Here is a 14,336-nt window from a genome sequence, read left to right as displayed (position 1 = left end):
GACTCCTTATCAGTGCGTGAGGTGGGGAGGTGGACGCAGTCGGCGGTAGAGGCCCAAGCGACCGAACAGCAGGGAGAAGAGGTAGCAGGCGCCGGCGGTGAGGACGATGGCGGGGCCCGAGGCGTAACCCAGGTGATAGGAGAGCACCAGGCCGACCAGACCGCTCAGGCTGGCGATCAGGCTCGCCACGGCCATCAGTCCGGGCAGGCTGCTGGCCCAGAAGCGCGCGGCGGTGGCGGGCAGCATCATCAGGCCCACGGCCATGAGGGTGCCGAGCGCCTGGAAGCCCGCGACCAGATTGAGCACCACCAGCAAGAGGAACAGCAGGTGGTAGAGCGAGCCGCGACCGCCCACCGCGCGGAGGAAGCCCGGATCGAAGCATTCCAGGGCCAGCGGCCGATAGATCACCGCCAGCATCAGCAGCGACAGGGTGGCGATGCCGGCGACCAGGTACAGGGCCGTGGCGTCGATGGCGAGGATGGTGCCGAACAGCACGTGCAGTAGATCGACACTGGAGCCGTGCAACGACACGATCAGCACCCCGGCGGCCAGGGATATCAGGTAGAAGCTGGCGAAACTGGCATCCTCGCGCTGGCTGGTGAAGCGGCTGACCAGCCCGGCCAGGCCCGCCACCAGGAGACCCGCGAGCAGGCCGCCGATGCCCATGGCGGGCAACGAAAGCCCGGCGACCATGAAGCCCAGGGCCGCACCTGGCAGCACGGCATGGCTCATGGCGTCGCCCACCAGGCTCATGCGGCGCAGCATCAGCAGCACCCCCACCGGACCGGCCCCGAGGGCCAGGGCCAGGCAGGCCACCAGGGCCCGGCGCATGAAGCCGAATTCCACGAAGGGCTCGAACAGCAGCTGATAGAGGGTCATACGCGCTCACAGATCGCCGAGTCGGCGTCCCAGTACTCGGCGAGATTGCGTGCCTTGGCCAGGTTCTCGGCAATCAGTACCTGGGCGGTATCGCCCCAGGCGATGGCCTCCCGGGCCAGCAGCAAGGTTTCGGGAAAATGCTGGCGAACCTGATCCAGGTCATGCAGGACGGCGATCACCGTGCGACCCTGGCCGTGCCAGCGGCGGACGATGGTCAGGAGGTCGGCCGTCGTGCGGGCGTCGATGGCGGTGAAGGGCTCGTCGAGCAGCAGCACCGGTGCATCCTGCAAGAGCAGCCGGGCGAACAGGACCCGCTGGAACTGGCCGGAGGAAAGGGTGCCCACCAGTCGCTCTTCGAGCCCGTCGAGACCAACCGCGCGTAGGGCTTGGCGTGCCTCTTCACGCTGGGCGGCGCTGACCCCGCGCCAGCTTCCCACCGTCTGCCACGCGCCCAGAACCACGGTCTCCAGTACGCTCAGTGGAAAACTGCGGTCGATTTCCGCGGCCTGTGGCAGATATCCCAGACGCCGTTGCGAGACCGCTCGCTTGATCCGGCCGCTGACCGGGCGCAGGGTGCCGGCGATAGCCTTGAGCAAGGTGGATTTGCCGGCGCCGTTGGGACCCACGATGGCGGTGAGGCTGCCGGTGGCGAAGTGGCCGTTCAGATGGTGGATGGCAGGATGCCGCTGATAGGCCAGGGTCAAATCCTGCAATTCGACGGCGGCACTCATGGCAGGGCAACCGCCCAGAGCACGGCCAGCCAGAGCGCGACCAGGGGAATGCAGGCGAGCAACAGGCGCCAGGGGACCGACAGCATCAGCAGGGAGGGGCGAGTGGAGGACATGGTCAAGCCTTACAAGTTGTAACTAAGTTATAACATAACGAAATTGCTCCCGTCATCCGGTCGAGTCGCTGGCGCGCCATACCCGCCGAGTGCATCTATCGAAGTGTGGCCCCTGATCTCCAAAGTGCGGTAGCACGCAACCTGGGACAGGCTGCGTGTTCCGGGGCAGGCAGCCTGGCGGCCACTCCAGGCGATCAGGCCGCCTGTGTCTGCGCTACCCGCTGCTCCAGGCGCTGGAGGAAATTGAGCAGCAACACCTCTTCCTCCTTGAGTCCCTTGCGCTTGCGCGGTCTGGGCAGGGTGCCGAGATCCCCGGCGAGAAAGGCGTCGAGCACGCCGGGATGGATGTAGCACTTGCGGCAAACCGCCGGGGTATTGCCCAGGGTGCGCGAAACCGCCTTGACCATGTCCACCAGCTCCTTCTTGGCTTCGGTCTGGGTCTCACAACGCAACTCGCGCAAGGCCTCCAGCGCCAGGGCGCTACCAGCCCAGGTGCGATAGTCCTTGGCGGTGAATTCGGCGCCGGTCAGCTCGTGGAGGTAGGCATTGACGTCGGAGGAGGTCACCGTATGCCGTTCGCCCTCGGCATCCACGTACTGGAACAGGTGCTGGCCGGGAAGCTCCAGGCACTTCTTCACGGTCCGCGCCAGGCGGGGATCGCTCACCTTCACATCGTGTTCCACCCCGCTCTTGCCGCGGAAGTGGAAGGCGATGGTGCTGCCATGCACCTCGGCATGCCGGTTACGCAGGGTGGTGAGGCCATAGGATTTGTTGCTCTTGGCGTACTGGGCGTTGCCGACCCGGATCAGGGTGGCATCCAGCAGGCTGATCACCGTGGCCATGACCTTTTCCCGGCATAGACCGCGGCGATTGAGGTCTTCTTCCACGCGCTGGCGCAGCTTCGGCAAGGCTTGGCCGAAGGCGAGCATCCGCTCGTACTTGTCAGTGTCGCGAATCTCGCGCCAGCGCGGATGGTAGCGATACTGCTTGCGACCGCGGGCGTCGCGACCCGTGGCCTGGAGATGGCCATTGGCGTCCGGGCAAATCCAGACATCGGTATAGGCCGGGGGGATGGCCAGCTTGTTGATCCGCTCCACCTCTGCCTGGTCGCGGATGCGCTCGCCGTCCGCGGTGAAGTAGGTCCACTTGCCACGCAGCTTGCGCCGGCTGAGGCCGGGTTGGCGGTCGTCGACGTAGTTGAGATCGGGTGGCAAGGGGGTGCAAAGGGCGGTACCGGTGTCGTCACGCTCATCGGTGGGGGCGGGTAGATCGGTCTGGGCGAGGCGTTGCATTACTTTCGAACGAGAGGTCATGACTGCACCGACGATTTCCTGGTCGAAACGGTGGACTCCAGGAAACCGGACCAGGTTCTCATGACCACCGCCAAGCCGACCGACGCACAGCTCCGCGAGGCCTTGCTCGCCAAGGCGCGCACGCGCCGCCCAGGTGCCACCTTCTGTCCTTCGGAGGTCGCCCGTGAGCTGGCGGCGGATTGGCGACCGCTGATGGAGCCGCTGCGCCTGGCTGCCCGTGAATTGGCGCGCGAGGGACGCCTGCGGGTGAGCCAGAAGGGCGAAGCCTTGCATCCCGCCGCGCCCTGGCATGGCCCGATCCGATTAAGTTTGGCTTAATGGACGATTAAGTTTCGATTAATGGCCGATGGCTACTCTGGACCCGGAACAGACAGCAACCCAGAGGAATCACCATGAAAAAGCTGACCGCCATTGCCACTGCCGCCTTCCTGCTGACCGGTGTGGGCGTCGCCCAGGCCCGCGACCTCGGCCCCGACGAAGCCCTCAAACTGCGTGACAGCGGCAAGATCAAGAGTTTCGAGGTGCTCAACCAGGCCGCCATCGCCAAGCATCCGGGGTCGACCACCCACGACACCGAGCTGGAAGAAGAGTACGGCCGCTACATCTACCAACTGGAACTACGTGACCCCCAAGGTGTGAAATGGGATCTGGAACTCGACGCCACCACTGGCGAAGTCCTGAAAAACCAGCGCGACAACTGAGTCTCATCCTGGCCGGGCTGATCCTGCTCGGCGGTGCCAGCTCGCTGGTCCAGGCGCGCGACCTGGACCAGGACGAGGCCCTCAAGTTGCGCAAGGAAGGCGTGATCCGGCCCCTGGAAACCCTGTTGCAGAAGGTCAACGAGCGCTATCCCACGGCACGGCTGCTGGAGGCCGAATTGGAAGAGGAAGACGGGCAGTATCGCTACGAGATCGAAATTCTCGTTGGCGATGGTGTCCGCGAACTGGAAATCGGCGCGATGGATGGCGCCATCATGAAGGACGAGGTGGACGACTAGATGCGCCTGTTGTTGGTGGAAGACGACGTAGCCCTGGCCGACGAGATCTCGGCGTTTCTCGCTCGCCAGGGCTATGCCGTGGACTGGCTCGCCGATGGTCGCGATGCCGCTTGGCAAGGTGCCCAGGAGCCCTATGACCTCATCGTACTCGACCTCGGCCTGCCCGGCCGGCCGGGTCTGGAGGTACTCAGGGAGTGGCGCGCAGCCGACCTGGCCACCCCGGTGCTGATCCTCACCGCCCGTGACAGCTGGGCCGAGCGCATCGAGGGGCTGAAGGCGGGCGCCGACGACTATCTCACTAAACCCTTTCATCCCGAGGAGCTCGGCCTGCGCATCGCCGCCTTGCTGCGACGGGTGAGGGGTGTGACCAACCAGCCGCTGCTGCAGTCCGCCGGGCTGGCGTTGGACGAGGCGCGCCAATGCGTGGTCCGAGGCAACGAAACCATCGAGCTGAGCGCCGCGGAATTCCGCCTCTTGCGCTGCTTCTTGCTGCATCCCGGCCAGATCCTCTCCAAGACCCGCCTCAACGACCATTTGTACGACGGCGAGAGCGAACGTGACTCCAACGTCATCGAGGTGCATGTCAATCACCTGCGGCGCAAGCTGGGTCGTGACGTGATCGAGACGCGCCGTGGCCAGGGTTATCGCCTGGGCGGTGTCGATTGAGGTCGATCCAGGCCCGGTTGCGGCTCGGTCTGGTCGCCATCCTGCTGGTGGCGGGATTGGTGCTGGTGCTCGGCGGCGCCTGGCTGGTGGACCACGCCTTACGCCGCTACCTGGAAACCGGTCTGCGCAGTGAGACCGAGAATCTGCTGGCTGCCTTGGTGCGCGGCCCTCACAGGCTGCAACTGGACGAGGGGCGCCTGGGTAATCTCTATACCCGGCCACTGTCCGGGCGCTACTTCCTCATCGAAATCCCGGCGCTGGACATCCGCTGGCGTTCACGCTCGCTCTGGGATGCCCAGCTCGACATCCCGGCCAGCCAGGGAATGGCCGACAGCCTCGCCGCTGGCCCCAGTGGCCAGCGCCTGCTCACCTATCGAGCCGATTACCAGCGCTATGGTCAGCAGGTGAGGGTAATCGTGGCCGACGACTACAATCCACTGCTGACGAGTCTGCTGCGCATCCTCGGTCTCGGTGCGCTGCTGGGGCTGGCGACGCTGCTGCTGGTGCTGCTGTTGCAGCGGCTCATCGTCCGTCGTGCGCTACGGCCCTTGGATCAGGTCCGCGAGCAAATCGCTCAGTTGCATCAGGGCCGGCGCTCGGCGTTGGATCCCGAGGTGCCGGTAGAACTGGAGCCCTTGGTCAACGAGATGAATGCCCTGCTGCGGCATACCGAGGACGGTCTGCGCCGGGCGCGGCACGGTATCGGTAACCTCGGCCATGCGCTGAAGACGCCGTTGGCGGTACTGTTGAGCCTGACCGAGCGACCCGAGCTGCAAGGTTCTCCTGAGCTACAGGCCACCCTGCGCGAGCAACTGGAGCGGATCCGCGCCCGTCTGGAGCGCGAGTTGCGCCGGGCGCGCCTGGCCGGGGAGGCTCTGCCGGGTGCCTATCTGGAAATGAACGAACTGCGCGAGCTTTGCCAACTGCTCGGGCGGGTGCACGGCGAGCACCTGTGCCTGGATTGTCAGCTGCCGAGCGCAGCGCGCCTGCCCTGGGATCGCGAGGACCTGCTGGAGCTGTTCGGCAATCTGCTGGACAACGCCTGTAAGTGGGCGCGTAGCCGGGTGCGCCTGACCGTGGAGGTGCGGGAGGAGGGCTATTGGATCGCGGTCGACGATGACGGCCCCGGAGTGCCCCAGGCAGAGCGCCTGGCCATTCTCGAGCGCGGGACACGACTCGACGAGGCGGTCGCCGGACATGGCCTGGGTCTGGGAATCGTGAGCGATATCGTCACGGCCTGTGGCGGCGAGCTGCAATTGATGGAAAGCCTCTGGGGCGGCCTTCGGGCAGCCGTCCACCTGCCGAGACCACACCGATCGCCCTGAGTTCCCGCGTCATTTACCCATCGCCACATTTTTGACTTCAAGTTTTCTCGAAAGCGGCCGATCATGCGGGCCCTGATCCAGCTCTTTGGAGATTTCCTGCATGAGCCTCAAGCTCAAAGTCACCGCCCTGGCGATTATTCCAGTTTGCCTATTCACCCTGATTCTGAGCTGTCTCTCCTATTGGATCCTGCACCGTCAGGCCATCCAGGACGTCCAGGATGTCCGCGAGCGCCTCATGGCGCGTAGCAAGGCCGGTCTACAGGACAACGTACAGATCGCCATGACCGTGATCAAACCGCTCTACGACGCTTCGGCGCCGGGCGATACCGCGGCGCGCGACCAAGCCATCCGCTTGCTGTCCTCCATCGTCTACGGCCAGGACGGCTACCTCTTCGGCTACGACTCCAACGTCGTGCGACTCTTCAAAGGCAACGACCCGGCCGGCATCGGCAAGAGCTTCAAGGACAATCGCGATCCCAACGGCGTCTATCTCAACCAGGAGCTGGTGCGGGTGGGCAAGGATGGCTCGCACTTCAGTCGCTACAGTTCCTCGCTGCCTGGGAACAAGGACGTCCTGGTGCCCAAGCTCGCCTACACCGACTACCTGCCGAAATGGGATCTGGTGATCGGTTCGGCGGTGAACCTGGACGGTATAGATGCCCAGGTCGCCGCGGTGGCCGAGCAGGTCGATCAGCGCACCCGTGCGCAACTCTGGCTGACCCTCGGCGTGGCCCTGGCCCTGCTGCTGGTGATCGGCGTCATCGCCCAGGTCTTCGCCCGCCGTACCCTGCGCCCGCTGTTGCAGATCCGCGCCAACCTCGACGACATCGCCGATGGGGAAGGCGATCTGACCCGGCGCCTGCCGGTCACCGGGCGGGACGAATTCAGCCAGCTCGCCGTCTCCTTCAACCGCTTCGTCGACAAGATCCAGGGCACCATCGCCCAGGTGGTCGATATCACCCACCAACTCACCGGCCTGCTCAACGAAGTGGCTGGCCAGGCTGAGCGAACCGATCAGGCCATGCAGCGCCAGCGCAGCGAAACCGATCAGGTCGCCACCGCCATCAACCAGATGTCCTCCGCCGCCCAGGAGGTCGCCAGTAGCGCCCAGCAGGCTTCCGAGGCGACCCGTGCGGCCGAAGAGCAGGGCGATGCCGCGCATCAGGTGGTCACGGCCAGCGTCATCCGTATTCACGAACTGGTGGAAGAGGTTCGCCAGAGCGGCGTATCCCTCGATGGGCTCAAGCAGGATGTGGGCGCTATCGTCGGCGTACTCGACGTGATCCGCGCCATCGCCGAGCAGACCAACCTGTTGGCGCTCAACGCCGCCATCGAGGCCGCCCGCGCGGGTGAGGCCGGGCGTGGCTTCGCCGTGGTCGCCGACGAAGTCCGGGCGCTGGCCAGCCGGACTCAGCAGAGTACCCAGGAAATCCAGGGCATGATCGATCGGTTGCAGCAGGCTACCAGCCGCGCCGTGGGCGCCATGGAGCGCTCCAGCAACCTGGGCGAAGCCACCACTGCCCAAGCCGAGCAGGCGGGTACTGCTCTGGCATCGATCAGTGAACTGATCACGACCATCAATGCCATGAATAGCCAGATCGCCAGTGCGGCCGAGGAGCAGACCGCCGTGGCCGAAGAGATCAATCGCAGCGTCCATACCATTGCCGGGGCCGTCGACAGCATGGCCCAGGGTGCCCAGCAGGGCGCGCAAAGTACCGCTGGCATGGTTGGCCTGGGCAAGCGACTGGACGGGTTGGTGCGTCAGTTCCGTGTATGATGCAAGGCGCGCCGGGCTTCTCTGGCGTGCCTCTCAAGGTCGAGTTGGGGCGCTCACGGGAACCCCACGGCTTCCGAGGCTCTAAGCAAGGCCTGTCCTCCTTGTTTGGAATCACGAAAAGCCAATGAAAAGCGCTCGGCTGGAAAACAAGACGTTCCTGATCCTGCTGGTGGTGGTCTCGCTCGCCTTCGTCTGGATCCTCACGCCCTTCCTGGGCGCGGTGTTCTGGGGGGCGATCCTCGCCATCCTCTTCGCACCGTTGCAGCGCTGGTTCGTCAGGCGTTTCAACAACCGCCGTAACCTCGGCGCGCTCTGTACCCTGTTCGTGATCCTGCTCATCGTCATCCTGCCGGTGGTGTTCATCGCCATCTCCCTGGTGCAGGAAGGCGCGCTGCTCTATCAGCAGATCAGTAGTGGTCAGCTCAATTTCGGCCAGTACTACCAGCAGGTCTGGGGCGCGCTGCCGGACTCGGTGCGCAGCGTGCTGGAGCGCTTCGGTGCCGGTGACCTGGAAGGCATCCGCCAGAAGCTCTCCGAAGGCGCCATGCAGGGCAGTCAGTTCGTCGCCACCCAGGCCTTCAGCTTCGGCCAGGGAACCTTCCAGTTCCTCATCGGCTTCGGCGTGATGCTCTACCTGCTGTTCTTCCTGTTGCGCGATGGCTCCCAACTGGTGGCGCTGATCCGCAAGGCCATACCGCTGAGCGACATGCATAAGCGCAGCCTGATGGCCAAGTTCACTGCGGTGGTACGGGCCACGGTGAAGGGCAACATCATCGTCGCCGTGGTGCAGGGTGCCCTGGGGGGCTTCATTCTCGGGGTGCTGGGCGTGCAGGGGGCGGTGCTCTGGGGCACTTTGATGGCCTTCCTCTCGCTACTGCCCGCGGTCGGCTCGGCGCTCATCTGGGTACCGGTGGCGATCTACTTCCTGGCCACCGGTTCGGTGCTCAAGGGCGTGATCCTGATCGTCTTCGCCGTGGTGGTGATCGGCCTGGTGGACAACCTGCTGCGCCCGATCCTGGTCGGCAAGGACACCAAGATGCCCGACTATGTGGTGCTGATCTCCACCATCGGCGGCATGTCGCTGTTCGGTCTCAACGGCTTCGTGATCGGTCCGTTGATCGCCGCGCTGTTCATGTCGACCTGGGATTTGTTCAGCCACCGCGACGATATCTAAAAACCTGCTTACGATCTGCTGCGCGTCGGCCAAACTGCGTTGAAATCGCCTTCGGAATGCTCATTTACTATATGTAAACTCCGCTTCCTCAGGCGCTTTCGCCTTGTTTGGCTCTAGCTCGCGAGATCGTAAGCACGTTTTGCACATCGGGCAGGGCGCCATTAGCCCTGGTCGGGCTCCGAGGGGTAACGCGTCGCCACCAGGCTTTCCTTGACCTTGCGCAGGTGCGGCTGGAAATCCACGCCGCGCTTGAGCGTCACCCCGGTGGCCAGGATGTCCAGTACGGTGAGCTGGATGATCCGCGAGGTCATGGGCATGTAGATGTCGGTGTCTTCCGGCAGCGGGATGTCCAGACTCAGGGTGCAGACCTTGGCCAGCGGCGTGTTGCTGGCGGTCAGGCCGAGTACCGAGGCGCCGTTGTCCCGTGCCACCTTGGCCACGTCCACCAGCTCGCGGGTGCGACCCGTGTAGGAAATGATCACGAACAGCTCGCCGGTCTGGGCGATGGACGCCAGCATCCGCTGCATCAGCACGTCCGAATGCGCCGACACCGCCATGTTGAAGCGGAAGAACTTGTGCTGGGCATCCAGGGCTACCGGTGCCGAGGCACCCAGGCCGAAGAAATGGATCTGCCGGGCCTGAATCATCAGGTCGACCGCCCGATCCACCACCTTGGCGTCCAGCCGCTGGCGAGCGCTGTCGAGGGAGGCGATGGTGCTGCTGAAGATCTTCTCGGCGTAGGCTTCGGGTTCGTCATTGGCCGCCACCGCCTGGCTCACGTAGACCGCACCGCTGGCGATGCTCTGCGCCAGCTGGATCTTCATCTCTGGATAGCCACTCACGCCCAGGGAGCGGCAGAAGCGATTGACCGTGGGTTCGCTGACCTGCGCCGCCTGGGCCAGGGCCGCGATGGTGTAGCGCGTGGCCTGCCGGGGATTCTGCAGGATGACCTCGGCGACCTTGCGTTCCGCACGGTTGAGTTCGCCGATACGGGTCTGGATGGTTTGCAGCAGGGTGCTGGCACGATCCATGAGAACTCCTAGTGGTTGTTGTGCCTCTATCCTAAGGCTATAAAAGGTTTGGGCCGGGCTGACCCCTGGACCGTATTTTTTAATATAAAGACTACGCGAATCGGCCCGGCTCCCCTATCATGGCGCCGGAATATCTCAAACTTTAAGTAAAAGAACGAATATTTATGGCTGGCGTCCGAGTTCTACCCTGTACCCTGGCAATCTTCGGCGCGTTGGGCGACCTCGCCCTGCGCAAACTTTTCCCTGCCCTGTATCAGCTGGATCGTGAAGGTCTGCTGCATGACGACACCCGGATCATGGCGCTCGCGCGTGATAAGGGCGATGGGGTCAAGCAGCTCGAGCACATCGAGGAGCGCCTGCGTCACTATGTGCCCAAGGCGGACTGGGACGAGACGGTCTTCGCGCGGATGCGTGCCCGCCTGGGCTATCGCGCCATCGACTTCCGCAACCGCGAAGACTATACGGGACTCGCCGAGGATGTGGGTGATACCGATACGCTGATCGCTTATTTCGCCACGCCCGCCCTGGTATACAGCGCCATCTGCGAGAACCTCGCCGCGGTCGGCCTGTGCGAACGCACCCGCGTGGTGATGGAAAAGCCCATCGGCTACGACCTCGAATCCTCCAAGGTGGTCAACGACGCCGTGGCGCGCTTCTTCCCGGAAGATCGCGTCTACCGTATCGACCACTACCTGGGCAAGGAGACGGTGCAGAACCTCATCGCGCTGCGCTTCGCCAACAGCCTGTTCGAGACCCAGTGGAACCAGAACTACATCTCCCACGTGGAAATCACCGTGGCCGAGAAGGTGGGCATCGAGGGGCGCTGGGGCTATTTCGACCAGGCTGGCCAGCTGCGCGACATGGTGCAGAACCACCTGCTGCAACTGCTCTGCCTGACCGCCATGGATCCGCCGGCGGATCTTTCGGCCGACAGTATCCGGGACGAGAAGGTCAAGGTGCTCAAGGCGCTGGAACCCATCACCCCCGACCAGTTCGCCAGCCGGGTGGTCCTGGGGCAGTACACCTCGGGCTACAGCGACGGCAAGCCGGTGCCGGGCTATCTCGAAGAGCCCAACTCCAATACCGAAAGCCGCACCGAGACCTTCGTCGCCATCCGTGCGGACATCCGCAACTGGCGCTGGTCCGGCGTGCCTTTCTATCTGCGTACCGGCAAGCGCATGCCGCAGAAGCTGTCGCAGATCGTCATCCATTTCAAAGAGCCGCCGCACTACATCTTCGCTCCCGAGCAGCGCAGCCTGATCAGCAACCGCCTGATCATCCGTATCCAGCCGGACGAAGGCATCTCGCTGCAGGTGATGAGCAAGGACCAGGGCCTGCGCAAGGGCATGCAACTGCGCAGTGGTCCGCTGCAACTGAATTTCTCCGAGACCTTCAAGCACCTGCGCACCCCAGACGCCTACGAGCGACTGCTGCTGGAAGTCATGCAGGGCAACCAGTCGTTGTTCGTACGCAAGGACGAGATCGAGGCGGCCTGGAAGTGGTGCGACCAGTTGCTGGCCGGCTGGTCGAAGATGGGCGATTCGCCCAAGTCCTATGCCGCGGGTAGCTGGGGTCCGTTGACCTCCATCGCACTGATCGCACGAGACGGGAGATCCTGGTATGGCGACGTCTGACCTGGGGCAGGGCGTGACCCTGCGCGAACTAGCCGACCGCGAGGCCCATGCCGCGGCCCTGGCCGAGACGGTCACCACGGCGCTGCGCGAGGCCCTGGCAGCCCGTGGCGAGGCCTTGCTGATCGTGTCCGGCGGGCGCAGCCCGGTGCCCTTCCTGGAGCGCCTGGCCCAGGCCGAGCTGGACTGGGCCAAGGTGACGGTGACCCTGGCGGACGAGCGCTGGGTACCCGTCGACCATCCCGACAGCAATGCCGGCCTGCTGCGCAAGCACCTGTTCCAGGGCGCGGCTGCGGCTGCACGCTTCATCGATCTGTACAGCCCGGCGGCGACTCCCGAAGAGGGTATGGCGCTGACCGAGGCGCGCCTGGGCGATGCCCTGGGTACGCCCGACGTGCTGGTGCTGGGTATGGGCGATGACGCCCATACCGCCTCGCTGTTCCCGGGCAGCCCCGGCCTGGAAGAGGCCCTCGACCCCGCCAGCGAGCGATTGAGCTTTCCAGGCGTAGCGCCTTCCGCACCCCAGACCCGCATTACCCTGAGCCGCGCCTACCTGAGTCGTGCGCGGCAGCAGATCCTCGCCATCCAGGGCGCGGGCAAGCGTCAGGTACTGGAAACCGCACTGGCCGAGGGCGATGAGCTGGCCACTCCGATCAAGGCGTTCCTGCGTGAACCCCTGGTCGTCTACTGGTGCCCGTGACGAGGAGTTAGTTTGTGGATATGCAGAACAAGATCGCGACCCTAGATGCCCTGTGCGCCCGTGCCCGGATCCTGCCGGTGATCGTGATCAACGACCCGGCCGATGTGTTGCCGTTCGCCGATGCCATGGCGGCTGGTGGCCTCACTGCGCTGGAGATCACCCTGAGATCGGTCCACGGGCTGGATGCGGTACGGTTGCTGCGCAAGGAACGCCCGAATCTGGACGTCGGTGTCGGCACCGTGCTGGATGTGCGGATGTTCGACGCTGCCGTCGAGGCGGGAGCGCAGTTCATCGTCACGCCGGGCACTACCGAGGAAATCCTCCAGGCCGGGGTGTCCGCACCCATACCGCTGCTGCCGGGGATCGCCACGCCGTCGGAGATCATGCAGGCCTACCGCCTGGGCTATCGCCGCTTCAAGCTGTTTCCCGCCAACGTCTACGGTGGCGTGGATGCGCTCAAGGCCTTTGCCGGCCCCTTCGCCGAGCTCAAGTTCTGCCCCACGGGCGGGGTGAATCCGGGCAACGTGAAGAACTACTTCCAGCAGCCCAACCTGCTCTGTGTGGGCGGCAGCTGGATGTTGCCCGGCGACGTGGTGAAGGCCAAGGACTGGAACCGCGTCGAGCAGCTGTGCCGCGAGGCCCTGGCCGCGTTGGACTGATGCGGCCATCCGTCACCCGCCAGGCTAGTGTGGTGCCTCAGAAGTTCGCGCAAGAATTGGCGAGTGATTCTTTGATTCTGGCCAGGCGCCGCGCCGAGTCATAGCAGGGCTATGGCGAGAAGTGGCAACGCCGCCAGGGTCGAAGAAGCGCCGCCAAAATTGTGCAGTCAACTTCTGAGACACCACACTTACTAGGCTGGCGGACCGAGGGGCGCTATCATGCGCCCCTCGTTCATTTCCTGGCGCCCATTCCGTGGCGCTGCTGTCGTCCACTACACCGGGAGGTGCCAGATGACCCAAGATAAAACCCACGCCCACGATCCCCTCGCCGAAACTGCTCCGGCTCCTGCCGGTGAAAAGCTGCAGAAGGTCCTGTCACGCCTGGGCGTCGGCTCGCGCCGCGACGTCGAAGCCTGGATCGGTGAAGGCCGTATCAAGGTCAACGGGGTGGTCGCCACCCTGGGCCTGCGGGTGATGCCCAACGATGCCATCGCGGTCGACGGTCGCCTGCTCAAACGCGACCAGGCCGAGGAAGTCGTGCGTCGCGTGCTGATCTACAACAAGCCCGAGGGCGAGATCTGCACCCGGGACGATCCCGAGGGTCGTCCGACGGTGTTCGATCGGTTGCCCAAGCCCAAGCAGGGCCGCTGGATCAACGTCGGTCGCCTGGACATCAACACCACCGGGCTGCTGCTATTCACCACCGACGGCGAACTGGCCAACCGGTTGATGCACCCGTCCTACCAGATGGACCGTGAGTACGCGGTGCGGGTCCGCGGCGAGGTCACCGAAGAGATGCTGCTGCGTCTGAAGAACGGGGTGATCCTCGAAGACGGTCCGGCACGCTTCACCGACGTCCAGCAGGCGCCCGAAGGCGACGGCTTCAACCACTGGTTCCATTGCGTGGTGATGGAAGGCCGCAACCGCGAAGTGCGCAGGCTGTGGGAGTCCCAGGGTTTGCTGGTGAGCCGCTTGAAGCGGGTACGCTTCGGGCCGGTGTTCATGACCAGCGATCTGCCGGTGGGGCGGTGGCGCGAGATGAACCAGGCGGAGGTGGACATCCTCGCCGGTGAAGTCGGTTTGCCGCCGGTAGCCTTGCCCGCCATGGGCGGCAAGACCAAGGAGAAGCTCGAGCGGCAACAGCGCAAGACCGCGCGGCCGATCGATGCGGGCCGGGGCTCGCGGAACAAGAGCAGCAAGACCCAGGGTTCGGCCGTGGCCGAGCGTCCGAACGAAGTCGGTCGCAAGAAGCCGGTGAGCAAGGGGCAGACTGCACCCGGCATCGCGCCACGTCGGGGGCCGAGCGGTGGTGGTACCGGCAAGGGCGGTCGCCGCTGATA

At 64.7% G+C, this 14,336-nt stretch carries 14 protein-coding genes and 2 pseudogenes; 12 read left to right on the top strand and 4 right to left on the bottom strand.

From position 1 onward, the window contains the following. Positions 1-9: 9 nt before the first annotated feature. From CCZ28_RS04900 to CCZ28_RS04890, 3 genes are all read right to left on the bottom strand, one after another. Positions 10-879 carry a metal ABC transporter permease gene (locus tag CCZ28_RS04900; RefSeq protein WP_058762774.1) on the bottom strand — a complete coding sequence of 290 codons (870 nt, stop codon included), beginning with the start codon at positions 877-879 and terminating at the stop codon, positions 10-12. Then, a complete protein-coding gene (aztA, locus tag CCZ28_RS04895; protein WP_140216394.1) occupies positions 876-1,610 on the bottom strand; it encodes a zinc ABC transporter ATP-binding protein AztA in 735 nt (244 codons plus the stop codon). The genes CCZ28_RS04900 and aztA overlap by 4 nt, the downstream gene beginning before the upstream one ends. Positions 1,611-1,917: 307 nt before the next feature. Continuing rightward, entirely contained in the window at positions 1,918-3,015 is a 1,098-nt protein-coding gene (locus CCZ28_RS04890; protein WP_140216392.1) for a DNA topoisomerase IB, read from the bottom strand. Positions 3,016-3,096: 81 nt separating this feature from the next. Between CCZ28_RS04890 and CCZ28_RS04885 the strand changes: the two genes are divergently transcribed. The 8 genes and pseudogenes from CCZ28_RS04885 (at position 3,097) to CCZ28_RS04855 (ending at position 8,975) form a co-directional block, all read left to right on the top strand. Then, on the top strand, positions 3,097-3,354 hold the full coding sequence (locus tag CCZ28_RS04885) for a DUF3253 domain-containing protein (protein ID WP_140216391.1): 258 nt from the start codon (positions 3,097-3,099) through the stop codon (positions 3,352-3,354). A gap of 74 nt (positions 3,355-3,428) precedes the next feature. After that, complete coding sequence (locus tag CCZ28_RS04880; RefSeq protein ID WP_058794664.1) at positions 3,429-3,737, top strand: PepSY domain-containing protein; 309 nt, start codon at positions 3,429-3,431, stop codon at positions 3,735-3,737. After that, positions 3,677-4,033 (top strand): PepSY domain-containing protein, encoded by a 357-nt coding sequence (locus tag CCZ28_RS04875; RefSeq protein WP_437179190.1) that lies wholly within the window; start codon positions 3,677-3,679, stop codon positions 4,031-4,033. Before CCZ28_RS04880 ends, CCZ28_RS04875 begins: the two co-directional genes overlap by 61 nt. After that, complete coding sequence (locus CCZ28_RS04870; RefSeq protein ID WP_140216389.1) at positions 4,034-4,699, top strand: response regulator transcription factor; 666 nt, start codon at positions 4,034-4,036, stop codon at positions 4,697-4,699. Beyond that, positions 4,696-6,024: an ATP-binding protein gene (locus CCZ28_RS04865; RefSeq protein ID WP_140216387.1), complete on the top strand. Its 1,329-nt coding sequence runs from the start codon at positions 4,696-4,698 to the stop codon at positions 6,022-6,024. Before CCZ28_RS04870 ends, CCZ28_RS04865 begins: the two co-directional genes overlap by 4 nt. Before the next feature lie 100 nt (positions 6,025-6,124). Then, positions 6,125-6,943: pseudogene (locus CCZ28_RS25025) on the top strand (cache domain-containing protein); the annotation flags it as partial. A gap of 327 nt (positions 6,944-7,270) precedes the next feature. Continuing rightward, positions 7,271-7,801, top strand: a pseudogene (locus tag CCZ28_RS25020) (methyl-accepting chemotaxis protein); the annotation flags it as partial. Between the two features lie 124 nt (positions 7,802-7,925). After that, on the top strand, positions 7,926-8,975 hold the full coding sequence (locus CCZ28_RS04855; RefSeq protein ID WP_140216384.1) for an AI-2E family transporter: 1,050 nt from the start codon (positions 7,926-7,928) through the stop codon (positions 8,973-8,975). 161 nt (positions 8,976-9,136) lie between these two features. On the opposite strand, the gene CCZ28_RS04850 is transcribed toward CCZ28_RS04855, so the two are convergent. Continuing rightward, on the bottom strand, positions 9,137-10,006 hold the full coding sequence (locus CCZ28_RS04850) for a MurR/RpiR family transcriptional regulator (RefSeq protein WP_058762783.1): 870 nt from the start codon (positions 10,004-10,006) through the stop codon (positions 9,137-9,139). A 164-nt stretch (positions 10,007-10,170) separates the two neighbouring features. Here CCZ28_RS04850 and zwf point away from each other — a divergent pair, with 164 nt between their 5' ends. From zwf to rluB, 4 genes are all read left to right on the top strand, one after another. Next, complete coding sequence (zwf, locus tag CCZ28_RS04845) at positions 10,171-11,640, top strand: glucose-6-phosphate dehydrogenase (RefSeq protein ID WP_140216382.1); 1,470 nt, start codon at positions 10,171-10,173, stop codon at positions 11,638-11,640. Further along, on the top strand, positions 11,627-12,337 hold the full coding sequence (pgl, locus tag CCZ28_RS04840) for a 6-phosphogluconolactonase (protein ID WP_140216381.1): 711 nt from the start codon (positions 11,627-11,629) through the stop codon (positions 12,335-12,337). The genes zwf and pgl overlap by 14 nt, the downstream gene beginning before the upstream one ends. A 20-nt stretch (positions 12,338-12,357) precedes the next feature. Beyond that, positions 12,358-12,996, top strand: a complete 639-nt coding sequence (locus tag CCZ28_RS04835; protein WP_205894635.1) for a bifunctional 4-hydroxy-2-oxoglutarate aldolase/2-dehydro-3-deoxy-phosphogluconate aldolase — start codon at positions 12,358-12,360, stop codon at positions 12,994-12,996. 291 nt (positions 12,997-13,287) lie between these two features. Next, entirely contained in the window at positions 13,288-14,334 is a 1,047-nt protein-coding gene (gene rluB / locus CCZ28_RS04830; RefSeq protein WP_140216377.1) for a 23S rRNA pseudouridine(2605) synthase RluB, read from the top strand. Positions 14,335-14,336 lie beyond the last annotated feature (2 nt).

Source organism: Pseudomonas oryzihabitans (assembly GCF_006384975.1).
Lineage (GTDB): Bacteria > Pseudomonadota > Gammaproteobacteria > Pseudomonadales > Pseudomonadaceae > Chryseomonas > Chryseomonas psychrotolerans_B.
This window is presented reverse-complemented; position numbering and strand designations above follow the sequence as displayed.

What these genes read in the sequence shown, in the direction of transcription:
- CCZ28_RS04900 (WP_058762774.1), bottom strand. Translation starts at nt 879, where the DNA reads ATGACCCTCTATCAGCTGCTGTTCGAGCCCTTCGTGGAATTCGGCTTC.
- aztA (WP_140216394.1), bottom strand. Translation starts at nt 1,610, where the DNA reads ATGAGTGCCGCCGTCGAATTGCAGGATTTGACCCTGGCCTATCAGCGG.
- CCZ28_RS04890 (WP_140216392.1), bottom strand. Translation starts at nt 3,015, where the DNA reads ATGCAACGCCTCGCCCAGACCGATCTACCCGCCCCCACCGATGAGCGT.
- CCZ28_RS04885 (WP_140216391.1), top strand. Translation starts at nt 3,097, where the DNA reads ATGACCACCGCCAAGCCGACCGACGCACAGCTCCGCGAGGCCTTGCTC.
- CCZ28_RS04880 (WP_058794664.1), top strand. Translation starts at nt 3,429, where the DNA reads ATGAAAAAGCTGACCGCCATTGCCACTGCCGCCTTCCTGCTGACCGGT.
- CCZ28_RS04875 (WP_437179190.1), top strand. Translation starts at nt 3,677, where the DNA reads ATGGGATCTGGAACTCGACGCCACCACTGGCGAAGTCCTGAAAAACCA.
- CCZ28_RS04870 (WP_140216389.1), top strand. Translation starts at nt 4,034, where the DNA reads ATGCGCCTGTTGTTGGTGGAAGACGACGTAGCCCTGGCCGACGAGATC.
- CCZ28_RS04855 (WP_140216384.1), top strand. Translation starts at nt 7,926, where the DNA reads ATGAAAAGCGCTCGGCTGGAAAACAAGACGTTCCTGATCCTGCTGGTG.
- CCZ28_RS04850 (WP_058762783.1), bottom strand. Translation starts at nt 10,006, where the DNA reads ATGGATCGTGCCAGCACCCTGCTGCAAACCATCCAGACCCGTATCGGC.
- zwf (WP_140216382.1), top strand. Translation starts at nt 10,171, where the DNA reads ATGGCTGGCGTCCGAGTTCTACCCTGTACCCTGGCAATCTTCGGCGCG.
- pgl (WP_140216381.1), top strand. Translation starts at nt 11,627, where the DNA reads ATGGCGACGTCTGACCTGGGGCAGGGCGTGACCCTGCGCGAACTAGCC.
- CCZ28_RS04835 (WP_205894635.1), top strand. Translation starts at nt 12,358, where the DNA reads ATGCAGAACAAGATCGCGACCCTAGATGCCCTGTGCGCCCGTGCCCGG.
- rluB (WP_140216377.1), top strand. Translation starts at nt 13,288, where the DNA reads ATGACCCAAGATAAAACCCACGCCCACGATCCCCTCGCCGAAACTGCT.